At 62.9% G+C, this 22,304-nt stretch carries 24 protein-coding genes; 3 read left to right on the forward strand and 21 right to left on the reverse strand.

Translation table 11 applies throughout. The annotated features are described in order from the left end of the window. Positions 1-54: 54 nt before the first annotated feature. From QQJ84_RS09540 to QQJ84_RS09555, 4 genes are all read right to left on the reverse strand, one after another. Positions 55-651 carry a PadR family transcriptional regulator gene (locus tag QQJ84_RS09540; protein ID WP_284257936.1) on the reverse strand — a complete coding sequence of 199 codons (597 nt, stop codon included), beginning with the start codon at positions 649-651 and terminating at the stop codon, positions 55-57. 130 nt (positions 652-781) lie between these two features. Further along, positions 782-1,939, reverse strand: coding sequence for a 23S rRNA (adenine(2503)-C(2))-methyltransferase RlmN (gene rlmN / locus QQJ84_RS09545; RefSeq protein ID WP_284257937.1), 1,158 nt, complete (start codon positions 1,937-1,939; stop codon positions 782-784). Next, positions 1,930-2,424, reverse strand: a complete 495-nt coding sequence (locus QQJ84_RS09550) for an invasion associated locus B family protein (protein ID WP_284257938.1) — start codon at positions 2,422-2,424, stop codon at positions 1,930-1,932. The genes rlmN and QQJ84_RS09550 overlap by 10 nt, the downstream gene beginning before the upstream one ends. A gap of 196 nt (positions 2,425-2,620) precedes the next feature. Further along, positions 2,621-3,931, reverse strand: coding sequence for a DUF445 domain-containing protein (locus QQJ84_RS09555; RefSeq protein ID WP_284257939.1), 1,311 nt, complete (start codon positions 3,929-3,931; stop codon positions 2,621-2,623). A gap of 330 nt (positions 3,932-4,261) precedes the next feature. Between QQJ84_RS09555 and QQJ84_RS09560 the strand changes: the two genes are divergently transcribed. Continuing rightward, positions 4,262-5,209: an MBL fold metallo-hydrolase gene (locus QQJ84_RS09560; protein ID WP_284257940.1), complete on the forward strand. Its 948-nt coding sequence runs from the start codon at positions 4,262-4,264 to the stop codon at positions 5,207-5,209. 106 nt (positions 5,210-5,315) lie between these two features. On the opposite strand, the gene QQJ84_RS09565 is transcribed toward QQJ84_RS09560, so the two are convergent. The 10 genes from QQJ84_RS09565 to purC form a co-directional block, all read right to left on the reverse strand. Then, complete coding sequence (locus QQJ84_RS09565) at positions 5,316-7,070, reverse strand: ABC transporter ATP-binding protein/permease (RefSeq protein WP_284257941.1); 1,755 nt, start codon at positions 7,068-7,070, stop codon at positions 5,316-5,318. 1 nt (position 7,071) lies between these two features. Further along, positions 7,072-7,335, reverse strand: coding sequence for a DUF3253 domain-containing protein (locus QQJ84_RS09570; protein ID WP_284257942.1), 264 nt, complete (start codon positions 7,333-7,335; stop codon positions 7,072-7,074). Between the two features lie 210 nt (positions 7,336-7,545). Next, positions 7,546-8,427: an EAL domain-containing protein gene (locus tag QQJ84_RS09575; RefSeq protein ID WP_284257943.1), complete on the reverse strand. Its 882-nt coding sequence runs from the start codon at positions 8,425-8,427 to the stop codon at positions 7,546-7,548. Between the two features lie 142 nt (positions 8,428-8,569). Continuing rightward, complete coding sequence (locus QQJ84_RS09580) at positions 8,570-9,871, reverse strand: glycosyltransferase (protein ID WP_284257944.1); 1,302 nt, start codon at positions 9,869-9,871, stop codon at positions 8,570-8,572. Continuing rightward, positions 9,837-10,175, reverse strand: a complete 339-nt coding sequence (grxD, locus tag QQJ84_RS09585; protein ID WP_284257945.1) for a Grx4 family monothiol glutaredoxin — start codon at positions 10,173-10,175, stop codon at positions 9,837-9,839. Before grxD ends, QQJ84_RS09580 begins: the two co-directional genes overlap by 35 nt. A gap of 15 nt (positions 10,176-10,190) precedes the next feature. Further along, a complete protein-coding gene (locus QQJ84_RS09590; protein WP_284257946.1) occupies positions 10,191-10,424 on the reverse strand; it encodes a BolA family transcriptional regulator in 234 nt (77 codons plus the stop codon). Positions 10,425-10,436: 12 nt separating this feature from the next. Further along, entirely contained in the window at positions 10,437-12,608 is a 2,172-nt protein-coding gene (gene purL, locus QQJ84_RS09595; protein ID WP_284257947.1) for a phosphoribosylformylglycinamidine synthase subunit PurL, read from the reverse strand. Beyond that, positions 12,605-13,264 carry a phosphoribosylformylglycinamidine synthase subunit PurQ gene (purQ, locus tag QQJ84_RS09600; protein ID WP_284257948.1) on the reverse strand — a complete coding sequence of 220 codons (660 nt, stop codon included), beginning with the start codon at positions 13,262-13,264 and terminating at the stop codon, positions 12,605-12,607. The genes purL and purQ overlap by 4 nt, the downstream gene beginning before the upstream one ends. A gap of 53 nt (positions 13,265-13,317) precedes the next feature. Further along, positions 13,318-13,560 (reverse strand): phosphoribosylformylglycinamidine synthase subunit PurS, encoded by a 243-nt coding sequence (gene purS, locus QQJ84_RS09605; protein WP_284257949.1) that lies wholly within the window; start codon positions 13,558-13,560, stop codon positions 13,318-13,320. Next, the gene (gene purC, locus QQJ84_RS09610; protein ID WP_284257950.1) at positions 13,557-14,321 is read right to left on the reverse strand and encodes a phosphoribosylaminoimidazolesuccinocarboxamide synthase; all 765 of its coding nucleotides are present in this window, start codon (positions 14,319-14,321) and stop codon (positions 13,557-13,559) included. Before purC ends, purS begins: the two co-directional genes overlap by 4 nt. A gap of 143 nt (positions 14,322-14,464) precedes the next feature. Here purC and QQJ84_RS09615 point away from each other — a divergent pair, with 143 nt between their 5' ends. Then, a complete protein-coding gene (locus QQJ84_RS09615) occupies positions 14,465-15,430 on the forward strand; it encodes a GGDEF domain-containing protein (protein WP_284257951.1) in 966 nt (321 codons plus the stop codon). A gap of 147 nt (positions 15,431-15,577) precedes the next feature. Here QQJ84_RS09615 and QQJ84_RS09620 read toward each other — a convergent pair whose 3' ends face one another. From QQJ84_RS09620 to QQJ84_RS09635, 5 genes are all read right to left on the reverse strand, one after another. Further along, a complete protein-coding gene (locus tag QQJ84_RS09620; RefSeq protein WP_284257952.1) occupies positions 15,578-16,642 on the reverse strand; it encodes an alkene reductase in 1,065 nt (354 codons plus the stop codon). A gap of 99 nt (positions 16,643-16,741) precedes the next feature. After that, complete coding sequence (locus tag QQJ84_RS19480) at positions 16,742-16,921, reverse strand: TrkA C-terminal domain-containing protein (protein WP_408862010.1); 180 nt, start codon at positions 16,919-16,921, stop codon at positions 16,742-16,744. 12 nt (positions 16,922-16,933) lie between these two features. Then, positions 16,934-17,764, reverse strand: coding sequence for a potassium channel family protein (locus QQJ84_RS09625; protein ID WP_284257953.1), 831 nt, complete (start codon positions 17,762-17,764; stop codon positions 16,934-16,936). Positions 17,765-17,822: 58 nt separating this feature from the next. After that, on the reverse strand, positions 17,823-19,136 hold the full coding sequence (gene gltA, locus QQJ84_RS09630) for a citrate synthase (protein ID WP_284257954.1): 1,314 nt from the start codon (positions 19,134-19,136) through the stop codon (positions 17,823-17,825). A gap of 184 nt (positions 19,137-19,320) precedes the next feature. Continuing rightward, a complete protein-coding gene (locus QQJ84_RS09635) occupies positions 19,321-19,842 on the reverse strand; it encodes a SixA phosphatase family protein (RefSeq protein ID WP_284257955.1) in 522 nt (173 codons plus the stop codon). Positions 19,843-20,026: 184 nt separating this feature from the next. On the opposite strand from QQJ84_RS09635, the gene QQJ84_RS09640 reads away from it, so the two are divergent. Further along, positions 20,027-20,722 carry a DUF6134 family protein gene (locus QQJ84_RS09640; RefSeq protein WP_284257956.1) on the forward strand — a complete coding sequence of 232 codons (696 nt, stop codon included), beginning with the start codon at positions 20,027-20,029 and terminating at the stop codon, positions 20,720-20,722. Between the two features lie 12 nt (positions 20,723-20,734). Here the strand turns inward: QQJ84_RS09640 and QQJ84_RS09645 are convergent, their stop codons facing one another. Further along, entirely contained in the window at positions 20,735-21,022 is a 288-nt protein-coding gene (locus QQJ84_RS09645; RefSeq protein ID WP_284257957.1) for a hypothetical protein, read from the reverse strand. A gap of 247 nt (positions 21,023-21,269) precedes the next feature. After that, a complete protein-coding gene (locus QQJ84_RS09650) occupies positions 21,270-22,295 on the reverse strand; it encodes a ribonucleotide-diphosphate reductase subunit beta (protein WP_284257958.1) in 1,026 nt (341 codons plus the stop codon). Positions 22,296-22,304: the final 9 nt, after the last annotated feature.

Genomic DNA, 22,304 nt, shown 5'->3' on the forward strand with positions numbered 1-22,304 from the left:
GGCGGTAGCATTAAGCGGCTGTAACGCCAACCGGGGCGGCCCGCCCCAGGCGCTCTACAGATCCTCGATCTGGCGGGCCGTGCCGTCCAGCAGGTCGGCGATCCTGCGGATCGTGCCGCTGGCCCGGTCGGTGTTTTCCAGCTTCAGCCGCAGCGCCGTGCGCAGGTTTTCCATCGCCCTTATCACTGGTGGCGCCATCTCGCGCGGTTGCGCCGCCGCGATGCGCGCCAGCAGCGAGTCCACGGCCGGTTGCGCCTCGGCGAGGCTGGCTTTGCCCTCCGGGGTGATCGAGAACAGCTTGCGGCTGCCCTCGGCGGCGCTCGCCACCTGGCCAAGCTCGTCGAGCATCATCAGCGTCGGGTAGATCACCCCGGGGCTCGGCGCATAGGCGCCCCCGGAGAGATCCTCGATCGCCTTGATGATCTCATAGCCATGCCGGGGCTTCTCGTTGATGAGATGCAGCACCAGCAGGCGCAGGTCGCCATGTTCGAGCAACCGGGCCATGCGCCCGCCGCGCCCGTGCCGGGGGCCGTGCATGCCGCCGCCGCGCATGCCGTGGCCGCCGCCTTCCTGGTCCGGGTGCCGGGCGAAACGGCGTTCGCCGCCGCAACGGGCGCCCTGGTTAGATTGGTCTTGATTACAAAATCGCATATGTCTTCTCCTTGTTAGACTGTATTTAGATATATCTAATTACAGTCTAAGTCAAGGGTAAACTTGCTGCGTCCACAAAACAGGGAGGATTCCCGCTTTCGCGGGAATGACGCCGGTTCTCGCGCCGGCTCTAAGCCGCCGGTTGCACCAGGGATTTAAGCTGCCCGCACGCCGCCAGAATATCCTGCCCGCGCGGGGTGCGGATAGGCGAGGCGTAGCCTGCGTCCATCACGATGCTGGCGAATTTCTTCAGCGCGGCCGGGGTTGAGGATTCGTAGGTGCTGCCCGGCCAGGGGTTGAAGGGGATCAGGTTCACCTTCGCGGGCAGCCCCGCGATGAGATAGACCAGCGCCCTCGCATCGGTCTCGGAATCGTTGATGCCCTTGAGCATGATGTATTCAAAGGTGATGCGCCTTGCGTTGGAGGCGCCGGGGTAGCGCTTGCAGGCGGCTATAAGGTCCTTGATCGGGTATTTGCGGTTCAGCGGCACCAGCTCGTCGCGCAGATCGTCACGCACGGCATGCAGCGATACGGCGAGGTTGACGCCGAGTTCCGCCCCGGCCTTGTCCATCATGGGGATAACGCCGGAGGTGGAGAGGGTGATGCGCCGGCGCGACAGGCCGATGCCCTCGCCGTCCATCACGATCTTCATGGCCTTGGCGACGTTCTCGTAATTATACAGCGGCTCGCCCATGCCCATCAGCACGATGGTGGAGAGCAGGCGCGGGGTTTCACCCTTGGGGCTGGGCCACTCCTTATAGGCATCGCGCGCGGCCATGAACTGGCCGACGATTTCCGCCGAGGAGAGGTTGCGCGCGAGTTTTTGTGTGCCGGTGTGGCAGAACCGGCAGGAGAGGGTGCAGCCGACCTGGCTGGAGATGCATACGGCGCCGCGGTCTTCCTGCCGGTCGGGGATATAGACGGTCTCGACCTTCTCATTATCGCGGAAATTGAAGAGGAATTTGCGGGTTTCGTCCTTGGAGAGCTGGTCCAGCGCCACTTCCGGGCGGCTGACGATAAAGTGCTGGGCGAATTTCTCCTGCAACGGCCGCGCGATGCTGCTCATGGCGGAAAACTCGCGCACGCCTTGATGATAGATCCAGTGCCAGAGCTGTTTGGCGCGGAAGGGGGCCTCGCCCACCTCGGCCACGGCGGCGAGCAGCTCCTCGCGCGAGAGGCCCACAAGGTCGCGCCGGCCATCGGGCAAGATGTTGCCCGGCGGCGGAAACAATGCGGCCTTGGCGAGGATGCGCTCGGCGTCAGCGGCGGTGAGATCAGTTAAGGACATGCTTTGACAATCGCGTTATAGGCGCCGGAAAAGCCGGTGAGGGAAAAATCATCCGTCACCGGATGGCCGTGCGGGCCGGTGGAAATGGCTTCCGCGGCGGCGCCGTTCTTAAAGGCGGCAACGGTCTCGCCCCCCGAGGCCGTGAAGGCGGTGCCGCCCTGGGTGTAAAAATCAACCTTGGTGGTGCCGATGGCAAGGGTCACGCTCGGCTTGGCCGGGTAGGTGTAACCGGCGCTGAGCGTTACCTCGTCGCGGCTGCCGGTACGCTCGGTCACGGTGAGCATCACCGGCCCCCGCGACTTCCAGCTCGGCTTGGAGGTTTGCGCCGTGGTGAAGGCGTAGCATATTTTGGCGCTGCCGGTGCCGTAGGCCGCGGCCGTCCAATCGCCGAATTTGCCGCCATTGCCGCCCAGCGCCACCGGGCCGTCAGCCGCGGCGGCGATCGCTGGGATGAGAAAAATGAGTGCTGCACCGAGGTATTTCATGACGCCTGACATAGCGTATGCACCCCCCGCGTCACAAGCACGCAAACGCATGCAAACCGGCGCGGCTGCTACCCGCAAAACACTTAGAGCCTGATCGCTTTAAGTGCGATCAGGTTCTAGCCATTTTTCTGAGGGCGATTCACGCTTTCGGCTCGCTCAGGCGAGCGAACCTCAAACGATCGCACTCTAAGGCGGCCTAATGCCCGCCACCGGGCAGGGCCATGGCGGCCAGGCTGATGAGCGCCCCCAGGATGAAACCGACCAGCGTGCCGTTGACGCGGATATATTGCAGGTCCTTGCCCACCCGCAGTTCCAGCTTGTCTGTGATGGTCGCGGTATCCCACGCGCCGACGACGCGGCCGATAAACGCGGCGAGCTCCGCCTGCGCGGCGGGGAGCAGGTTGAGCACCACGGTTTCCACGGCGGCGTTGACCCGTGCGCGTGCTGTTTCGTCCTTGCCGAGGATTTCTCCCAGCGAGGCCAGCGCGCTCTCGATCACGCTGACGGAGCGGCCATGCGGCAGGGCGGCATCGGTCTCCAGCGCGCGGCGCAGCCTGGCCCACACATCCCAGGCCCAGGCCTGCACCGTCTCATGCGCCAGCACGCCCTGCATCGCCCGGCCAAGCTCGGCGGCGCGGGCGGGGTCGGTTTCCAGCCGCGTGATCTCGAAACGGACCCATTCGTCGAAGGCGTCGCGCATCTCGGAACTATCCGGGCTGACGCGCTCCAGCTCGGCGTTGACGGCGGTGAGCACCCGTTTGGCCACCGTGGCGCCAAGCGCCCAGCCAACCAGCCGCCCCCCCTGTTCGCGCACCCGCTCCTTGATGGCGGCCTGCAAAACCTCTTCCCGCGCCACAAGGGTTTCCTTCAACTGGTTCAGGATAAACGAAAACACCTCCTGGTGCCGCCCACCCTCCACCAGCCCGCCCAAAGCGCGCGCCACGACCACGCCGGCCGCCCTGCCGCCGATCAGCTTGGGCAGCAGCCGGGCCAGCAGGCGCCGGGCGCGGCCGTCCTCAATGCTCGCCAGCAGCTTGGGCAACATGCCCGCCAGCGCCTCGGCGGCGGGGCGGGTGGCGGTGGGCTCGGTCAGGAACTGGCGGAGAATTCCCGGAGAATCCAGGTTGCCGAGGAATTTGCGGATATCCGTCTCGGTGAACACATGGTTGGCGACAAAACGGCCCAGCGCGTTGCCCAGGCGCTCCTTCTGCGCCGGGATGATGGCGGTGTGGGGAATTGGCAGGCCCAGCGGGTGGCGAAACAGCGCGGTGACGGCAAACCAGTCCGCCACGCCGCCGATGAACCCGGCCTTGGCGGCATCGCGCAGCAGGGTGGTCCACGGGCCGGGCGGCAGGGCGTAGCTGGCGGCGGCGAGGGCCGCCATGAGCCCCAGCAGCGCGGAGGCGAAAAGCTTGTGGCGTTTGAGGGAGGCGCGTAGCGGGGCGTCCGGATCAGTGGTCATCCTTGCAGCGTACAAGGCGGGGGCGATGCCGTGCAATACACGCATTTTTTGTTGCTTTTCAGGGGCGTTCGGGCGCAGAATTGCGAACGGAGATGATCCAGAAAGTCCCGCCGCGAGAAAACGGGATGGCTTCGAAGTTTCGAGGTACAAGGCAATGAATATAAAAGATTTAGAGACTGTAAACGTGCAGCCTTCGCCAAGCAGGAGGCGGCGGTCTTCCCGGCAGGTTTCCAATCCGACCTTTGCCGAGGCATTGTTCGGCGTGGTGTGCGTTGTGGGCGTGTTCGGGGTGCTCGCGCTGCTCTACTCCTTTAGGTAGCTGGCAGGTAACTGGTTGCCGTTTACAGGGGGCGTGTTTGCGGGGCATGATGAAACATGCCTTTTTTAACAGAACCGGAGCCGCAACGCGGCGTCCCGATTTTCGTCTTGCCGGGTATCCGGCGTGTGGTTGCCCGCAATCCCAGCGTCATGACCTATCAGGGGACCAATACCTACCTCATCGAGGTGGATGACGGCCTGGTGGTGCTCGACCCAGGGCCGAAGGATATGGAGCATGTGCGCGAGGTTATCGAGGCGGCGGGCAGCACCCCGATCCGCCATATCGTGCTCACACATACCCATAGCGACCATTGGGGCGCGGCGGCGGCGCTGGCGCAGGCCACCGGGGCGCCGGTCGCCGGCTACAAAATCAGCGAAAAACCAGGTTTCACCCCCGATCTCGGGCTGGACCACGGCGAGGTGATTGCCGGGCTCACGGCTCTGCACACGCCGGGCCATGCGGCGGATCATCTCTGCTTTGAGCATTTCCTGCCCGACGGCACCAAAATCCTGTTCAGCGGCGACCATGTGATGTCCTGGTCGTCCTCCATCGTCAGCCCGCCAGATGGCGACATGCTGGACTACTACCGCTCCCTGGAGTTGCTGCTGGCGCGCGACGAGGTGTTCTACCTGAGCGGCCACGGCCCCCTATTGGCGGACCCGCGCGCCCTGGTGCGGGAATTGCTGGCACACCGCCAGTTCCGCGAGCGGACCATTCTGGCCGAGCTGGAACAGCAGGACTGGGTGGTCGCGGCACTCTCGGCCAAGCTCTATGACAAAACCGATCCGTTCCTGAAAGCCGCGGCGCAGCGCAACGTGCTGGCGCATATGCTCAAGCTGAAGGCGGAAGGCTATGTCGAGGAGCATGAGCCGGATACCACGCCCCACCCCGATACGCTGATCATCACGCCACCGCCCGGCGTGCAGGATGAGAGCGGCGGCGAATTCGCCACCATGCGCGCCGACGCCCTGCGCCGCTTCGGCATGGTGGCCGCGCGGGCCTGATATCAGAGCGCGATCGTTTGAGGTTCGCTCAACCGAGCGAGCCGAAAGCGTGAATCGCCTTCGGAAAAAATGGCTAGAGCGCGATCGCACTTAAAGCGATCAGGCTCTAGGCATCCACCTCCGCCAGCCCCCTCCCGGCCAGGGCCAGATGGCGCTGGCCGGGAATGATGCCGCCATGATGGCTGATGGCAACGATGGTGGTGCCGGATAGTTTTTCACGCAGCACCGCCTGGATTTTTTCCACGGCCGCGGCATCCAGCGCTGAGATGGCTTCGTCGAGGAACAGCCAGTCCGGCTGGGCGATGATGGCGCGCGCAATCGCAAGGCGCTGCTGTTCGCCACCCGAGAGGATGAGGCTCCAGTTTTCAGTCTCGCCCAGCCGGGGGGCAAGACGTTCCAACCCTACATCAGCGAGCGCGGCGCGGACGGTATCATCCGTGACATCCTGTTCGGCTCCCGGATAGGTGACGGTGCGCTTCAGGCTGCCCAGCGGGAAGTAGGGTTTTTGTGGCAGAAACAGCAGGCTGCCCTTTGGCGGCGTGATGCTGCCCTGGCCAAACGGCCAGATGCCGGCGATGGCGCGGAACAACGTGGATTTACCGGCCCCCGAGGCGCCGGTGAGGAGAACCGGCTCACCGGGCCGCAGGGTGAGGCTGGCGTGGTCCAACAGGCAGCGGCCGTCAGGCAGGGTGAGGGTGAGGCCGTTAAGCGTGAGCATGGCCCCCGGCGCGCCCACCTGCGGCCCGGCGGCGGCGGCGATGCGCGCGGCCGCCACGGCTTCGCGGAAGCCGTAAAGACGCGAGACGGTGGCGCGCCATGTCACCAAATTCGGGTAGGAGGTGACAAACCAGGAGAGCGCCCCCTGCACCTGCCCGAACACCATGGGAATCTGGCTCAGGCCGCCAAGGCCGATGGCTTTGGCGAAATAGCGCGGCAAAATGACGACCAGCGGAAAGATGTTGGCGATCTGCGTGAAGCCGATGGTGAAGAAGTTCAGCAGCTTGGTCCGGCGCATGATGGCCCAGAAATTATCCCGCACCGCCTGAAAGCGCTCGCCCAGCGTGGCCCGCTCGTCAGCCTCGCCGCGGTAGAGCGCGATGGCCTCCGGGTTTTCGCGCACGCGCACCAGGCTATAACGGAAATCGGCCTCCAGCCGCTGCTGGTTGAAGGCGAGCGGCACCAGCTTGCGCCCGATGAGCTGGGTGAACAGCGTGCCGGCGGCGGAATACAATATGGCGACCCAGACCATATAGCCGGGAATGGTGAAGCCGAAGAGCTTGACCGAGCCGGAGATCTCGTAAAGCACGAAGACGAAGCTGAACAGCGTCACCACATTGGTGATGAAATCCATGCCCAGCGAGAGGCTGTTGGCCGTGAAATCGCGCAGATCCTCCGAAATCCGCTGGTCCGGGTTGTCAATGATGGCGCTGCGGCTCTGGCTCAGGCTGATGTTGTAATAAGCGCGCTCGGAGAGCCAGTTCTCGACATAATGCGTCGTCAGCCACTGCCGCCATTTAATTTGCAACATCTGGTTGAGGTAGAAGGCGTAGACCGCGATGAGGATATACACCACCACCAGCTCCGCGAAGCCCGGCATGGGGTAGCGCGCGCCTTTGATGGTGAGCAGCGGGTAATACAGCAGGTCGACCACGGTCTTTTGGTCATAGACCTGGATGGCGTTGAAGAAATCATTGTTCCAATAGGTCAGCACCACGTTCAGCCCGACCAGCAGCAGGTTGAGCCCGATAACCGCGCCCAGCAGAACAAACGCGGCCCAGCGCTCCTCCGAGCCGAAATACGGTTTGGCCAGGCTCCAGGCCTCACCCAACCCGGTGATGAAGTTGGTCATGGTGTGGCGCATGTTATTGTGCCTGTGTCAGGCGCAGGCGGATCACGCCGCGCGCTTCCGCCGGGGGAACCGGCTTGCCCTTGCGCAGGAGTTCAATGACCCCGGCCTTGGCCAGGCGCTGCGCGGCGAGGCGGATGGGCGAGAGGCTGGCCCGCCATGCCTCGCCCGGCGGGTTGCCGGCCAGGGCGCGGGCGGCTTCGGTGGGCGAGATGGATTTTTGCGCGCCCTTGCCAGTCAGCAGGGAGAGAATCGCTTGTTCGGCGGGGTCTGAGCTCATGTTTTGGCTTATGCCCAAAGCCGGGGCGAAGCGAAAGGCGGTTGCGGTTTTTTAAGGTTTTACTGGGTATTTCCAGCGGGCCGTTTCGCGTTAAGTGCGATTGCGCTTTAGAGTGCGATCGTTTGAGGCTTGCTCAACCGAGCGAGCCGAAAGCGTGAAGCGCCATCAGAAAAACGGCTAAAGCCTGATCGCACTTAAAGCGATCAGGCTTTAGCCCGCGGCGAGCATGGCGGAGATTTCAGCGGCGGCGACCGGCTGGCTGAAATAGGGGCCTTGGCCCTCATCGCAACCGATTTCGCTCAACAATACCAGTTGCTCCTCGCTCTCCACGCCGTCAGCCAGCACCGTGCAGCCCAGGGCCTGCCCGGCCTTTATCGCGGCCTGCACGATGGCGGTGCCCGAGGGGCCTTCACCGAGGTTTTGGGTCAGCGAGCGGTCCAGCCGCAGGGTGGTGATCGGCAGGCGCTTCAGCGCGCTCAGGCTGGCATAGCCGGTGCCAAAATTGTTGAGCGCCAGCCGCACGCCGAGGCTTTGCAGGGCTTTCAGCGCAAATACGGTGTCGTCGTTTTCATCGATCAGCATGGCCTCGGTCAGCTCCAGCTCCAGCTGCTCGGGCGGCAGGCCCGAGGCGCTGAGTGACTCCAGAAGCTGGCGGATCAACCTTCCGCTCTGCACATGGCGCTGGGAGAGGGTGAGGGCCACCGAGAGATTGCCCGGCCAGCCTGCTGCTTCCACGCATGCCTGTTGCAGCATCCAGCCGCCGATGTCGTTGATGACATCCGAGCGTTCGGCGATGGGCATGAAATGCGAGGCGGCGATGAGGCCGCGGCGGCTGTGCCGCAGGCGGATAATGGCCTCGGCCCCGCGGATAAAGCCCGATTGCAGCGAAATCAGCGGCTGGTACTGTAGCATGAGGCCGCCGGTGGCCAGAGCCTGGCGCACCCGCTGGGTGATGCGCCGCCGCTCGGTGATCTCACGCCGCGCGGTGCGCTGGCGCAACTCGCGCGCCGAATGCGGGGCGGGGGCTTCGGCGAGCGGAGCTAGCTCCTCTGCCGAACTTGCCTCAGCGGCGATTTTTGATGCGGGCGGCATGGGAGGTAATGCAGGTCATGCGGGGAAACTGACCGCAGAAAGTTAATGCGCAGAAAATGCTATTTTTATAAATTTAGGCAAAGTTTCTCAGGAAGTTGCGACAGCGCTGCAAGGAAAAAGCGCGGCCAGGAATAAGCGCTGCCTAAGCCGTGGGTAGGTCTGCGTGACCCTTAAGCGGCAGCAATGCCCGTGCCAGACCGGCGAAGCTGGGCCCGGTGCCATAATGCCGGCTGATATAGGCAAGGGCGGCGCCTGGCGGCGGCGGCGCCGATAGTTGCTTCACGATGGCGCGCGCAAAATGGTCAGCCGCCTTGGCCTCGATGAAGGGGCTGGCCGCATCGGGCGCAAAACCGTTCAGGCTGGCGGGGGTGGCGATGGTGAACAACCCGTGGCGGGCATAGTCCAATAGTTTGATCTTGAGGCCAGAGCCGACCCGCAGCGGCGCGATGGCAAGGCTGGCGCGGTGCAGCAGCGGCGATATATCGTCCACCCGGCCGAGGCGCGTCACGCCCTCGGGCAGGCCGCGCAAAGCCGGACCGCAATCGCCGATCAGGTCCAGGGTGATCCCCTGGCCGCGCAGGCGGGGCCAGACTTCGGTGAAGAACCAGCGCAGCCCGTCGAGATTGGGCAGCGAGGCGCTGCCGATGAAAACCAGCCGCCGGGGCAGCTTCTCAATCCCGGGCGGGGCGGGCGCGGGGCTGGCTGGCATGGGGAGTAAAAATATGTCTCGCGCCGGGCACATGTCCGCGAAGATTTTTGCTTCGTCGGGCTGGATGGCGGCGATATGGCGCGCCCTGCCGGCCAGCGCGGTTTCCTCCTCGCGGCTCAGCTGCGCCGGCTGCACGCGATAACCGGCGCTACGCAGCGCCCGGTGGCGGCGGTGGAACAGGTCATGCGTGATCAGCACGCTGTTCAGCCCGCTCAGGCCCGGGGCGGCGAGCACCGGGGCGCGGAAGATCGTGTCGAGCAAGAGAACATCCGGCCGGGAGCGGGCGGCGTGGCGGGCGCACCAGGCGGCGTCGGCGGCGGAGGTGAAGCTGCCGAGCACGGCATCGGCGCCATGCCGCGCGGCGCGGATTTTGGCCGCCAGCGTGGCGGGCAGACGCCGCAGCAGCGCACGCGCCACGCTGCGCACGATAACGCGCGGAGAAACCGCCACCACATAGCCGCCAAAACCGCGGACATGCGGCCCGGCGACTGGCGCCAGAGCATAGCCCTCCACCGGCCTGGGCAGCCGGTGCCCGACCAGCAAAATCTCAACCTCATGCCCCAGGCCTTGCAGCCATTCGATAATCGCGAAGTTCAACGCCAGATGCCCGGCGGTGCCGGGCCTTGGCAGCTCATCGGTGATGAAGGCTACGCGCATTGCGCCAGGGTGGTGCGCCAGGGCCGCGTGCCGGGGCGGCGCGTCAGGCGGCGTTGTCTTGCGCGATGCCTTTTTCATTCAACAGGGCTTCCAGCTCGCCGCTCTGATACATCTCGGTCACGATGTCGCAGCCGCCGATGAACTCGCCCTGGATATAGAGCTGAGGAATGGTCGGCCAGTTGCTGAAGCTCTTGATGCTGTCGCGGATTTCTGGATTTTCCAGCACGTTGACGGTCTTGAACGCAACGCCCGCATGCTTGAGGATTTGCACGACACGCGCCGAGAACCCGCATTGCGGAAACATCGGCGTGCCCTTCATGAAGAGCGCAACGGGAGCGGAGTCGATAAACGACTGGATTTCGGCGAAAACGGGGTCGGTCATGGGGCGTAAATTTCCTTAATCGGGGGCGGCGGTTTGCAGGGCCAAAGCGTGGAGCGCGCCACCCATGTTGCCCTGCAGGGCGGCATAGACCATCTGGTGCTGGCGCACGCGCGATACACCGCGAAACGCCTCGGAGATGACAGTGGCGGCGAAATGGTCATTATCGCCCGCCAGATCCTCGATCGTGATGACGGCATCCGGAAACGCGGATTTGATCAGGGCTTCGATTTCACTAGCAGGCATGGCCATGTTTTGTATCCTTCAGGCGAACCAAGCGGGGAAAAACCCCTCGTTGGCCTCGCGCAGTACTGATAACGATATGGCGACGCCGCCGGGCAGAGTCAAACATTCGTCAATGGTTGTATGGCCGATTTTTTGCGCGGGAATGCCGGCGGCAAAGGCGGCGGTGAGCAGGGGCTCCGCGTCCTCGACCGCCAGAACATAACGGGCCTGGTCCTCGCCGAAGCCGAAGGCGGGGGTGGTGTCGGCCTGGGTGAGGTCGGCGCCGGTGTTCCCGGCCAGTGCCATTTCTGTCACCGCGACGAGCAGGCCGCCGTCGGAGAGATCGTGGCAGGCGGCGACATTGCCTTGCAATATCTGCTCGCGCACGAAATCGCCGTTGGCGCGTTCGGCCGCGAGATCAACCAGCGGCGGGGCGCCGGTTTCCAGCCCGCAGATTTCCCGCAGGTAGAGCGAGCAGCCAAGCTCGCCATAGGTTGCGCCGATCAGCACCAGATCCTGCCCAGGGGCGATGGCGATGCCGCGCGCCAGGGCGGCGTCCTCCAGCACGCCGACGGCGCCGATGGCGGGGGTTGGCAGAATGCCCTTGCCCTCGGTCTCGTTATAGAGCGAGACATTGCCCGAGACGACAGGGAAATCCAGCGCGATGCAGGCCGCCGCCATGCCTTTGATGGCGCCGGCGAACTGCCCCATGATCTCCGGCTTCTCCGGGTTGCCAAAATTCATATTGTCAGTCACCGCGAGCGGCTTCGCGCCGGTGGCGGTGATGTTGCGCCACGCTTCGGCCACGGCCTGGGCGCCGCCCTGTTCGGGGTCGGCCACGCAGTAGCGCGGCGTGCAGTCGGTGGTGATGGCGAGCGCGCGGTTGGTGCCCTCCAGCCGCACGATGGCGGCATCCGACTCGGCCGGGCGTTTGACCGTCTGGCCGCCAACGGTGGAATCGTACTGGTCAAAAATCCAGCGGCGCGAGCAGAGGTCCGGGCAGGCGATGAGTTTCAGCAGCGCCGCTTCCAGGCTCATGTCCGAGGAGATCGGGCCAAGCGGCTCGGGCTTTGGGGCCTCGACATAAGGGCGGCGATATAAGGGCGCTTCATCGGAGAGCGGGGCGAGCGGAATATCCGCCTCCACCACGCCCTTATGCGTGATGACAATGCGCCCGGTATCGGTGATATGGCCGATGATCGCGTAATCCAGGTCCCATTTTTCGATGATTTTGCGCGCCATCTCGGAGCGTTCGGGCTTGAGCACCAGCAGCATGCGCTCCTGGCTCTCGGAGAGCATCATCTCATAGGCGCTCATGCCGGTCTCGCGCTGCGGCACGTTATCCAGCGTCAGCTCGATGCCGACGCCGCCCTTGCCGGCCATCTCCACCGAGGAGGAGGTGAGCCCGGCCGCCCCCATGTCCTGGATGGCGACGATCGCATCCGTCTGCATCAGCTCCAGGCAGGCTTCGATAAGCAGTTTTTCGGTAAACGGGTCGCCAACCTGCACGGTCGGGCGCTTCTCTTCCGAGGAGGCGTCAAACTCGGTGCTGGCCATGGTGGCGCCGTGGATGCCGTCGCGCCCGGTCTTGGAGCCGACATACACCACCGGATTGCCGATGCCCGCGGCGGCGGAGAGAAAAATCTTGTCCTGTGCGGCGATGCCGACTGTCATCGCGTTGACCAGCGGATTGCCGTTGTAGGCGGGGTGGAAATTCACCTCGCCGCCCACCGTGGGCACGCCCACGCAATTGCCATACCCGCCGATGCCGCGCACCACACCATCGACCACGCGCTTGGTGACGGGCAGTTTCGGGTCGCCAAAGCGCAGCGCGTTGAGGTTGGCGATGGGCCGCGCGCCCATGGTGAACACATCGCGCAAAATCCCGCCGACACCCGTGGCCGCCCCCTGGTAGGGCTCGATGAAGCTCGGGTGGTTATGCGATTCCATCTTGAAGATCGCGGCCATGCCTTCGCCGATGTCGATCACGCCGGCGTTCTCGCCCGGCCCGTGGATAACCCAGGGCGCCTTCGTCGGCAGCTCCTTCAGCCACACGCGGCTTGATTTGTAGGAGCAATGCTCCGACCACATGACCGAGAAAATGCCAAGCTCTGTGAAGCTCGGCACCCGGCCCATGATCTCCAGAACCTTGGCGTATTCCCCGGCGTTGAGGCCAAAGGATTTCGCGAGTTTTTCGTCAACGGGTTTCATGCGGCCGCCAGTGAGTCAAAAAGTGGTTTGCCGTCGGTGCCGCCCATCAGCGGGTCCACCAGGTCTTCGGGGTGCGGCATCAGGCCGAGAACGCGCAAATTGGGGGAATACACCCCGGCGATGGCGCGCGCCGAGCCGTTGCGGTTTTCGTCATGGTAGCGGAAGGCAACCAGGCCTTCGCCCTCCAGCCGGTCCAGCGTCGCCTCGTCAGCGGTGTAATTGCCGTCGCCATGCGCCATCGGGGCGCGGAAAACCTCGCCCTTGGCGTATTTGGCGGTGAATACCGTGTCGTTGCGCTCCACCTTCAGCATTGTGTCCATGGAGAGAAACCGCAAGCCCGCGTTGCGCAGCAGCGCGCCAGGGAGCAGGCCGGTTTCGGTGAGGATCTGGAAGCCGTTGCACACGCCCAGTACATAACCGCCGCGTTCGGCATGGTCGCGCACCGCGCGCATCACCGGGCTTTGCGCCGCCATGGCGCCGCAGCGCAGATAATCGCCAAAGGAGAATCCGCCGGGGATGATGACGAGATCAAGCCCGGTGAGATCGGTCTCCTTGTGCCAGACGATCCTGGGCTCTGTGCCAAAGCTCTGGCGCACCGCGAGCACCATGTCGCGCTCGCGGTTGATGCCGGGGAAAAGAAGAATACCAGCTCGCATCGTTTTGCTCCTACCCAGCGGGCGGGGTAATGTAAAACCTTAAAATCAACCGCTTAAACGGCGATCTCCACCTTGAAGCTCTCAATGACCATGTTGGCCAGGAGTTTTTTGGCCATCTCCTCGGCCGCGGCCTTGGCGGCGGCGGGGTCGGTTTCCGCCAGCTCCAGCTCGATGATCTTCCCGGCCCGGACCTCGCCAACCTGGGCAAAGCCCAGATTGTTCAGCGCATGGCCGATGGCCTTGCCCTGCGGGTCCAGCACGCCGGCCTTCAGCATGACGGTAACGACAGCCTTCATTGCATCATCTCCGGGCCCTTCATGTCGCGCGTGCCGGCTTCGGGCAGAATCCCGAGGCGGCGGGCAACCTCCTGATACGCTTCCTCGATCTTGCCAAGGTCGCGGCGGAAGCGGTCCTTGTCCATCTTCTCGTTGGTTTTGGCGTCCCACAGGCGGCAATTATCCGGGCTGATCTCGTCGGCCAGGACGATTCGCATGTCCTCATTCTCAAACAGGCGGCCAAATTCAATCTTGAAATCGACCAGCGTGATGCCGACACCCAGGAACAGCCCGGTGAGGAAATCGTTGATGCGCAGGGTGAGGTGCACAATATCGTCCATGTCCGGCGGGGTGGCCCAGCCGAAGGCGGTGATATGTTCCTCGGCCACCATCGGGTCGTTGAGCTGGTCGTTTTTGTAGTAATACTCCACGATCGAGCGCGGCAGGCGCGTACCCTCGGGGATGCCAAGGCGCTGCGAGAGGCTACCCGCGGCGATGTTGCGGACCACCACCTCGATTGGGATAATCTCAACCTCTTTAATAAGTTGCTCGCGCATGTTGAGGCGGCGGATGAAGTGCGTGGGGATATTGATTTCCGCCAGCTTGAGCATCAGGAATTCGCTGATACGGTTGTTCAGCACCCCCTTGCCGGTGATGGTGCCCTTTTTCTGGGCATTGAACGCCGTGGCGTCATCCTTGAAATATTGCACGAGGGTTCCGGGTTCGGGACCTTCGAACAGAATTTTTGCTTTGCCTTCATAGAGCTGCCGGCGGCGTGCCATAGGGAATACCTTCAGAGTTTTAACAGGAGCGGTCTATACCAACCAACCGCGGCGAGCGCCATGGCCGCCGCCGCATGGATGATGCGCCCCCGGGGTTGTTGTTCGCTCTTTAAGCTTTTCATGAGACGTTCCGGCTCAACCTCATGACAGAACTGATCCATACCGTTGCCGACCTTACCGATCTGCGGAACAAGGATGTTCTTGAGGCAGCCCTGGCGCGGGTGATTTTTGAGCTGGCCGAGGCGTCGAGCCTGTCAATCTGGCGGGTGGTGAACGAGGGGGCGGAGATCAAACTGCGCGAGCGTGTGTCGCTGCCCGCGCGCGAAGGCCAGAGCGAGGAGATCGGCCTTGATGAAGCGCGGCAGGAATGGCGCGATTGCCATGCCGGGCGGCGTTATATCTACTGCCCGCGCGATCAGGGCGGGTTGTGCCGTCATGTTTTTCCACTCTGTAATGAACGTGAGGTCATCGGGCTGCTGGAAATTCTGCGGCCCTCAAAGCTGGAGGGAGTCCAGGCGCATACGGTCCATGGATTGCTGCGTGTATACCGCAACCATCTGGGGTTGCTGGATTATGGCGACCGCGATGAGCTGACCGGCCTGCTCAACCGGCGGACCTTCGGCACCTATTTCAAGCAGATCACCGCCGAGAATAACGTGCATGCGGTCATCGCGGTGGTGGATGTCGATTTTTTCAAGCGGATCAATGACCAGTTTGGCCACCCCTATGGCGATGAGGTGCTGATCTTGCTGGCGCGGTTGATGAGTGAATATTTCGCCGGGATCGAAGGCATTTTCCGCTTTGGCGGCGAAGAATTCCTGCTGGTTTTGCCCGAGACAACGCAGGAGGAAGCCTGGGTGGCGCTCGATGCTTTCCGCGCCGCGGTCGCGGAGGCCGCGTTTCCGCAGGTCGGGCGGGTGACGGTGAGCATTGGCTTTAGCAAGATCGAGCCGGATGACAGCGGCGCGGCAGCCTTTGGCCGCGCCGACGAGGCGCTGTATCTGGCCAAACACAGCGGCCGCAACCGGGTGAAATGCTATGAGGAGCTGGTGCTGGAGGGATACCTCGCCGGAACCAGGCATTCAGGCGGCGAGATCGAGTTATTTTAGCGCGATCGTTTGAGGTTCGCTCAACCGAGCGCCGAAAGCGTGAATCGCCCTCAGAAAAATGGCCGGAGCCTGATCACACTTAAAGCGACCAGGCTCCGGCGCCGGCTGAAAATGGGGGCGGCGCTCAAAACGCCGCCCCCCCCAACCTTACGCGAGCGCCGATTCCATTGCGGGATAATCAGTATAGCCATGCGGGCTCGACCCATAAAACGTCGAGGCATCCGGCTCATTGAGCGTGGCGCCGCGCTTGAAGCGCTCCACCAGATCGGGATTGGCGATAAAGAGCTTGCCCCAGGCGATAGCATCAGCATCGCCGGCGGCCAGTGTGGCCTGCGCGGTTTCCAGGGTGAAGTTCTCATTGGCGATGTAGATGCCGCCGAAAATTTTCTTCAGGCGCGGCCCGAGCGAATCCGGCCCCTGATATTCACGGGCGCAGATGAAGGCGAGGCCGCGGTCGGCCAGTTCCGCCGCAACATAGCTGAAGGTGGCCACGGGGTCGGAATCGCCGGCGCCGTTGCCGTCCATCCGCGGCGCCAGATGCATGCCCACCAGGTCGGCCTCCCACACGGAGGTGACAGCATCGGTGACTTCCAGCATCAGCCGCGCGCGATTTTTGATCGAGCCGCCGTAGTCATCGGTGCGCTGGTTGCTGCCGTCCTGCAAAAACTGGTCGAGCAGATAACCGTTGGCGCCATGGATTTCCACGCCGTCAAACCCGGCCATCTGCGCGTTCATCGCCGCCTTGCGGTAGGCTTCCACGATACCGGGGATCTCCTCAATATCCAGCGCGCGGGGCGTGACATAATCCTGCTTGGGGCGAACCAGGGCGACATGCCCCGTCGCGGCGATGGCGCTGGGGGCGACCGGGAGTTCGCCGTTCAGGAACAGCGGCGCCGAAATACGGCCGACATGCCAAAGCTGGGCAAAAATCCGCCCGCCGGCCTGATGCACCGCATTGGTGACGAGTTTCCAGCCCTTCACCTGCTCATCGGACCACAGGCCCGGCGTATCGGCGTAGCCAACACCCTGCGGCGATACTGAAGTCGCCTCGGAAATAATCAGCCCCGCGGTGGCGCGCTGCGCATAATATTCGGCCATCAGCGCATTGGGCACACGCTCGGGCCCGGCGTGGGCGCGGGTGAGGGGGGCCATGATGATACGGTTGGGCAGCGTGAGGCCGCCGAGGTTCAACGGGTCGAACAATGAGGGCATAATAAGTCCTTTAGTGGTTTGGATTGGGCTATATGTAGTTGGCTGTGTGCGTTGCACAATAAGCAGGGCCAGGCATGGCGGCATTGCGGGCGGATAATCTCAGCTGATCTTGGGTGTGCTCCGCCCGGAGCGGGTGATGACCACAACGCCGTCGCCCGGCTCGATGACCGTGGCGGGCGACGGGCGGGTGAGCGTTTCGCCGTTCTTGCGGTTGATGGCGATGACAAACAGGCCGCCGGCCGCCTCCTGCTCGACTTTTCCGATGCTGCTGCCCGCCAGCGGACTGTCGGGCTATACCGCCATCACTTCAAGTTCCAGCCCCAGCGTGCGCAGCCCCGCCCCCAGCGCGCGCATGCGCCTGGTGTCGTCGGTGAAGCGCGAGGTCTGCGGGAAGAGGATCAGCTGCGCGATGCGCTCGGCGCCGATATGCGTGGGCTCCACCACCGAACTTGCCCCGGCATGCAGCAATTTGCCCTTGGTGTTGGGCGAGACGCCGCGCGCGATGATCTCCAGGTCCTTGTTCAGGCTGCGCGCCGTGAGGGTGATGAACACGTTCACCGCATCGTTGGGCACCACCGTGGCCAGGGCCCGCGCACGGTGCACCCCGGCCTCTTCCAGCACGCTCTCGGTGGTTGCGTCGCCCTGCCAGGTGGGAAACCCATGCGCCGCCGCCTGCGCCAGCCGTGCTTCGTCGAGGTCAACGATGACGAACTGCGCCTCACCCGCCCGCAACTCCTCCGCCAGCGCCTCGCCGATCCGCCCATAGCCGCAGATAATCACATGGCCGGACATTTTCTCGATCTGCGTTTTCATCCGCTTGGTTCCGAACAATTGCTGAATTTGCGTATAGGTGAAGGCCTGCACCAGCGCGCCGGTGAGGAAAATAACGCCCGTGCTGCCCAGCACGATGGTGCCGATGGTGATCGCGCGCAGCTCTGGCGAATGGATCGGGTGGACCTCTTCATAGCCGACGGTGAAGACGGTGATGATGACGAAATAAAACGCATCCGCCAGGTTCCAGCCCGCCAGCACATAGGCAAGCGTGGCCAGCGCCGTGATGGCGAGCATGTAGAGCAGCCCGGCGATCAGGTTGCGCCAGGGGCCGGAGGGCAGGCGGTTCAATAAAAAAAAGCCAAGGAAGTTTCCCCCCTTGGCCCTTGCGCGTGAGCGGAGCCTGGCATCAGCCCCGCTGGTCGATTGGTGTGTAGTCGCGGGTGGCGGCGCCGGTATAAATCTGGCGCGGCCGGCCGATGCGCTGCTGCGGGTCCTCGATCATTTCCATCCACTGGCTGATCCACCCGACAGTGCGGGCCAGCGCGAAGATGGGGGTGAACATGGTGGTGGGGAAGCCCATGGCCTTCAGGATGATGCCCGAATAGAAATCAACATTCGGGTAGAGCTTGCGCGAGACGAAGTATTCATCCTCCAGCGCGATCTTTTCCAGCTCCATGGCGAGGTCGAGCATCGGCTCGTCCTTGATACCCAGCGCCTCGAGCACCTCGTAGCAGGTCTGCTGCATGATCTTGGCGCGCGGGTCAAAGTTTTTGTAAACCCGGTGGCCGAAGCCCATGAGCTTCACATGGCTGTTCTTGTCCTTCACCTGCGCGATGAAGGCCGGGATGTTGTCCTTATGGCCGATCTCGGCGAGCATTTTCAGCACGGCCTCGTTGGCGCCGCCATGCGCGGGGCCCCAGAGCGAGGCGATGCCGGCGGCGATGCAGGCGAACGGGTTGGCGCCGGTGGAGCCGGCCAGGCGCACCGTGGAGGTGGAGGCATTCTGCTCATGGTCGGCATGGAGGATCAAAATCCGGTCCATCGCGCGGGTCAGGATCGGGTTCTGCGTATACGGTTCAGCCGGCACGGCATGGAACATATGCAGGAAGTTTTCCGAGTAATTCAGGTCGTTGCGCGGATAAACGAAGGGCTGCCCGGCGTTGTATTTATGCGCCCAGGCGGTGATGGTCGGGATTTTCGCGATCATGCGGTAGGCGCTGATCTCGCGCTGGCGCGGGTCCTGGGTATCGATGCTGTCAGGATAGAAGGCGGACATCGCGCCAACGACCGAGCAGAGCATCGCCATGGGGTGCGCATCGCGGCGGAAACCGTCCCAGAAGCGGCGGATCTGCTCATGCAGCATGGTGTGGCGGGTGACGCCGTTGGTGAACACGCCCAGCTCGGCCGTATTCGGCAAATTGCCGAACAGGAGCAGATAGGCGACCTCGAGGAAGGTGGATTTTTCAGCCAGCTGCTCGATCGGGTAGCCGCGATAGAGCAGAATACCGGCATCGCCATCAATATAGGTGATGGAGCTTTCACAGGAGGCCGTGGCGCCATAGCTGGGGTCGAAGGTGAAAACGCCGAGTTCGCCTTGGAGCTTGCGGATATCGACGCAGGCCGGGCCAAGCGAGCCTGCCAGCACGGGCAGGGGCGCTGATTTACCATCATAGCTCAGCGTTGCGGTGCCGACCTGCTTGCTGGTTACGGAGTGAGGCATGCGGATTCACCTTCTGATTGGTTCGAGGGGCTGTTCGAATAATAGTCTGGCATGGCGCGGACTAAGAGAGCGTTATTAAATCATGGGTCACATGTAAAGGCAGGCGCTCGCGGTTGCAGCATTCCGCCTGCATTGCTGTTCTGCCCCAGGCGTAGGGCGTCCCTCGTTTCAGACGGTATCCACCTCAGACGATATCCGCCGGCTTGATAAAGCGTTGCAGGGTTGCGCCATGCGCGCCCAGGCGCCGCCAGGGGGTGGAGACCAGGAATTCCGCCAATGCGGCGGTGGGGAAGCCGTCGTTCAGGCGCACCAGATCAGGCTGCGAGCTGGCCGGGCCGGAAATCGCCAGCGCCAGATCGTGCAACCCCGGATTATGCCCGATCACCAGCGCGCTGCGCACGGTCTCCGGCAGATCGCGCAGCAGATCGCGTATCCGGTTCGGCGAGGCCATATATAAAACGGGCAGGGAATCGATATTGGGCCATTCATCCCACACCCCGGCGGCTTCCAGCGCTTCGAAGGTCTGCTGTGTGCGCAATGCCGTGGAAACAAGCACGACATCGGGCGCCAGCCCCGCCTTGCGCATGGCCGTGGCAATGGCGGTGGCGGCCTGCCTGCCGGCGTCGGTCAACGGCCGGTCGTGGTCCGAGGGGGCGGCGTTTGCTGGGGCCGCTTTGGCGTGACGGAGTAAAATCAGTTGATGCATAAGAGTATTCTGCCACGCCACGTTATGGATGTCGCCCCTCCGCGGGAACTGATCCAAGTTTCATCGTTCATCGTATATTAATGCAAGCTGAAACGCTCAGCCGTTAGATCAACATGCGATTGGATTGACCCGGAAGGTTCAAGCTAACCGCATGAAACCAATTGTTAAAACATGACCGGACGAGATGAGCCAAGAGGCGGGAGCGACGATGCAAAGGCGGCGGTTTTTAGCGGGAACAGCGGCATTGGCCGTGGCGGGGCCGGCATTGGCCGACGGGCTGCCTGTGCCTCCGGGCAACAGCATGGCCTTCCGGGTGCTGCGCAACGGCGCGCCGATCGGTGAGCATCACCTGAATTTTTCCGGGAACGGCGATGCTCTGGTGGTGGATATCAACATCGCCCTGCTAGTCACCTTCGCCGGGATTCCTCTGTTCCGCTATGGCGCCGCCGTGCGGGAGCATTGGTCGGGCGGCGTGTTCCAGGGCCTGGAGAGCCAGGTGAACGACAACGGCACGCGCCTTGAAGTGCATGCGCGCAAGGTGGCGGCTGGTTATGATGTCGCGGGGGTCAACCACAACAACCCGGCCAAAAGCTACCCTGAGTATACCGCTCCGCCCAACACCATGCCCTTAACCTACTGGAACAAGGCGATGCTGACAGGCACGCTCCTCAACATCCAGACCGCGCATTGCTACCCGGCTGTTGTGAATTCACCAGGCTGGAACAATTTGCCCACCGCCGGGCAAGAGGTCATCACGGCGCAGCGCTTCGATCTCACCGGCAAACTGCATCTAAGCGTCTGGTACGACGGGTTTTCCCAGTGGTCTGGCCTGGCCTTCCATATCAGCGGCAACGAGAGCTATGAAAAATTCATCACCTGAAGCCGGTAAAGCTCAGCCCAGGCCGGCCTGCTTCTCGGGATGGCGCAGATGCCAAAGCCGTTCATGCGCGGCGACCAGGCTTTCGATGGTTTTGCGGCGGTTGGCGTCGGGCGGCACGGTGCGGCGTGTCAGCATGGTTTCCAGAATCCGCAGCAACTGCTCGGCGATCTCATAATCGCCCTGGTCGCAGGCATGGTGAAAGGCAATCAGAATCTTATCCGACAGCCTGCGGCTATATCGCGGAACAGCCGCGCCTGATTTGATCTGGGACTCGATTTCGTCCTCTGGTACACTTGCCATGATGCGTTTAGTCCAATGTAAAGCCGCCACCCACTATTCCACGAAGCACACCTGGTTTAACCTTAGTATAACCGTTTAGCCGTAGTCTAACCATGCGCGCCGAACGCGGTCACTCCGTCGAATGCTCGTTGTTAACTTATACCACGGTATTAGGCCATGCAAAAAACGCACAACTCTTCGCGAGTTGGTAGAAAAGCGCTGTAAACAAACAACCTTAAATGGCAAACCGTGGTGCAACGGCTTGGTTTTATTGCACCGGCAAACTGCTGGCGGACTCGGCAGCGCCGAACTCGGCGAAGGCATCCTCCCAGCTCCCGGTGGTTGACGCCTTGCTGTATTCGGTGGAGCGGTTCTCGAAAAAATTCGCGTGTTCCACCGCGTTCAGCATCTCGTCCAGCCAGGGCAGGGGGTTCTTGTCGACATGGAAGAGCGCGTTGAGCCCGAGCTGCGTCAGCCGGCGGTCGGCGATGTAGCGGATATAGCGCTTCACCTCATCCGCCGTCAGCCCTTCCACCGCGCCCAGCTCGAAGGCGAGGTCGATGAAGGCGTCCTCATGGTCGACGATGGTGGCGCAGGTCAAATACAGGTCCCGCCGCAGCTCCTCGGTCCAGATTTCCGGGTTTTCCTGCACGAAGGTGCGAAACAGCTTGATGATCGACTCGCAATGCAGTGATTCGTCACGCACCGACCAGGTGATGATCTGCCCCATGCCCTTCATTTTATTGAAGCGCGGGAAGTTGAGCAGAATCGCGAACGAGGCGAACAACTGCAGCCCCTCGGTGAAGGCGCCGAACGCCGCCAGGGTTTTCGCGATATTATGCTTATCGGAGACCGAGAAGCCGTGCATGAAGTCGTATTTGTCCTTCATCTCCTTATACTTAAGGAACGCGGTGTATTCGACCTCGGGCATCCCCACGGTATCGAGCAGATGCGAATACGCGGCGATGTGGATGGTCTCGATGTTCGAGAACGCCGAGAGCATCATCAGCACCTCGGTGGGTTTGAACACCTGGGAATACTGCTTCATGTAGCAGTTGTTCACCTCGACATCCGCCTGCGTGAAAAAGCGGAAAATCTGCGTCAGCAGATTGCGCTCGGCCAGGGTCAGGTTCTTGTGCCAGTCCTTCACATCATCGGCGAGCGGCACTTCCTCGGGCAGCCAATGCACGCGCTGCTGCGTCAGCCAGGCGTCATAGGCCCAGGGGTAGCGGAACGGCTTGTAGACCGGATTCTCAGTCAGCAGGTCGATCTTCAGAGGCAGGTTTTCGCTCATAATTTAGGC

Origin of the sequence: Acidocella aquatica, from assembly GCF_030160635.1 — a bacterium.
GTDB lineage: Bacteria > Pseudomonadota > Alphaproteobacteria > Acetobacterales > Acetobacteraceae > Acidocella > Acidocella aquatica.

What these genes read in the sequence shown, in the direction of transcription:
- QQJ84_RS09540 (WP_284257936.1), bottom strand. Translation starts at nt 651, where the DNA reads ATGCGATTTTGTAATCAAGACCAATCTAACCAGGGCGCCCGTTGCGGC.
- rlmN (WP_284257937.1), bottom strand. Translation starts at nt 1,939, where the DNA reads ATGTCCTTAACTGATCTCACCGCCGCTGACGCCGAGCGCATCCTCGCC.
- QQJ84_RS09550 (WP_284257938.1), bottom strand. Translation starts at nt 2,424, where the DNA reads ATGAAATACCTCGGTGCAGCACTCATTTTTCTCATCCCAGCGATCGCC.
- QQJ84_RS09555 (WP_284257939.1), bottom strand. Translation starts at nt 3,931, where the DNA reads ATGCGTGTATTGCACGGCATCGCCCCCGCCTTGTACGCTGCAAGGATG.
- QQJ84_RS09560 (WP_284257940.1), top strand. Translation starts at nt 4,262, where the DNA reads ATGCCTTTTTTAACAGAACCGGAGCCGCAACGCGGCGTCCCGATTTTC.
- QQJ84_RS09565 (WP_284257941.1), bottom strand. Translation starts at nt 7,070, where the DNA reads ATGCGCCACACCATGACCAACTTCATCACCGGGTTGGGTGAGGCCTGG.
- QQJ84_RS09570 (WP_284257942.1), bottom strand. Translation starts at nt 7,335, where the DNA reads ATGAGCTCAGACCCCGCCGAACAAGCGATTCTCTCCCTGCTGACTGGC.
- QQJ84_RS09575 (WP_284257943.1), bottom strand. Translation starts at nt 8,427, where the DNA reads ATGCCGCCCGCATCAAAAATCGCCGCTGAGGCAAGTTCGGCAGAGGAG.
- QQJ84_RS09580 (WP_284257944.1), bottom strand. Translation starts at nt 9,871, where the DNA reads ATGAAAAAGGCATCGCGCAAGACAACGCCGCCTGACGCGCCGCCCCGG.
- grxD (WP_284257945.1), bottom strand. Translation starts at nt 10,175, where the DNA reads ATGACCGACCCCGTTTTCGCCGAAATCCAGTCGTTTATCGACTCCGCT.
- QQJ84_RS09590 (WP_284257946.1), bottom strand. Translation starts at nt 10,424, where the DNA reads ATGGCCATGCCTGCTAGTGAAATCGAAGCCCTGATCAAATCCGCGTTT.
- purL (WP_284257947.1), bottom strand. Translation starts at nt 12,608, where the DNA reads ATGAAACCCGTTGACGAAAAACTCGCGAAATCCTTTGGCCTCAACGCC.
- purQ (WP_284257948.1), bottom strand. Translation starts at nt 13,264, where the DNA reads ATGCGAGCTGGTATTCTTCTTTTCCCCGGCATCAACCGCGAGCGCGAC.
- purS (WP_284257949.1), bottom strand. Translation starts at nt 13,560, where the DNA reads ATGAAGGCTGTCGTTACCGTCATGCTGAAGGCCGGCGTGCTGGACCCG.
- purC (WP_284257950.1), bottom strand. Translation starts at nt 14,321, where the DNA reads ATGGCACGCCGCCGGCAGCTCTATGAAGGCAAAGCAAAAATTCTGTTC.
- QQJ84_RS09615 (WP_284257951.1), top strand. Translation starts at nt 14,465, where the DNA reads ATGACAGAACTGATCCATACCGTTGCCGACCTTACCGATCTGCGGAAC.
- QQJ84_RS09620 (WP_284257952.1), bottom strand. Translation starts at nt 16,642, where the DNA reads ATGCCCTCATTGTTCGACCCGTTGAACCTCGGCGGCCTCACGCTGCCC.
- gltA (WP_284257954.1), bottom strand. Translation starts at nt 19,136, where the DNA reads ATGCCTCACTCCGTAACCAGCAAGCAGGTCGGCACCGCAACGCTGAGC.
- QQJ84_RS09635 (WP_284257955.1), bottom strand. Translation starts at nt 19,842, where the DNA reads ATGCATCAACTGATTTTACTCCGTCACGCCAAAGCGGCCCCAGCAAAC.
- QQJ84_RS09640 (WP_284257956.1), top strand. Translation starts at nt 20,027, where the DNA reads ATGAGCCAAGAGGCGGGAGCGACGATGCAAAGGCGGCGGTTTTTAGCG.
- QQJ84_RS09645 (WP_284257957.1), bottom strand. Translation starts at nt 21,022, where the DNA reads ATGGCAAGTGTACCAGAGGACGAAATCGAGTCCCAGATCAAATCAGGC.
- QQJ84_RS09650 (WP_284257958.1), bottom strand. Translation starts at nt 22,295, where the DNA reads ATGAGCGAAAACCTGCCTCTGAAGATCGACCTGCTGACTGAGAATCCG.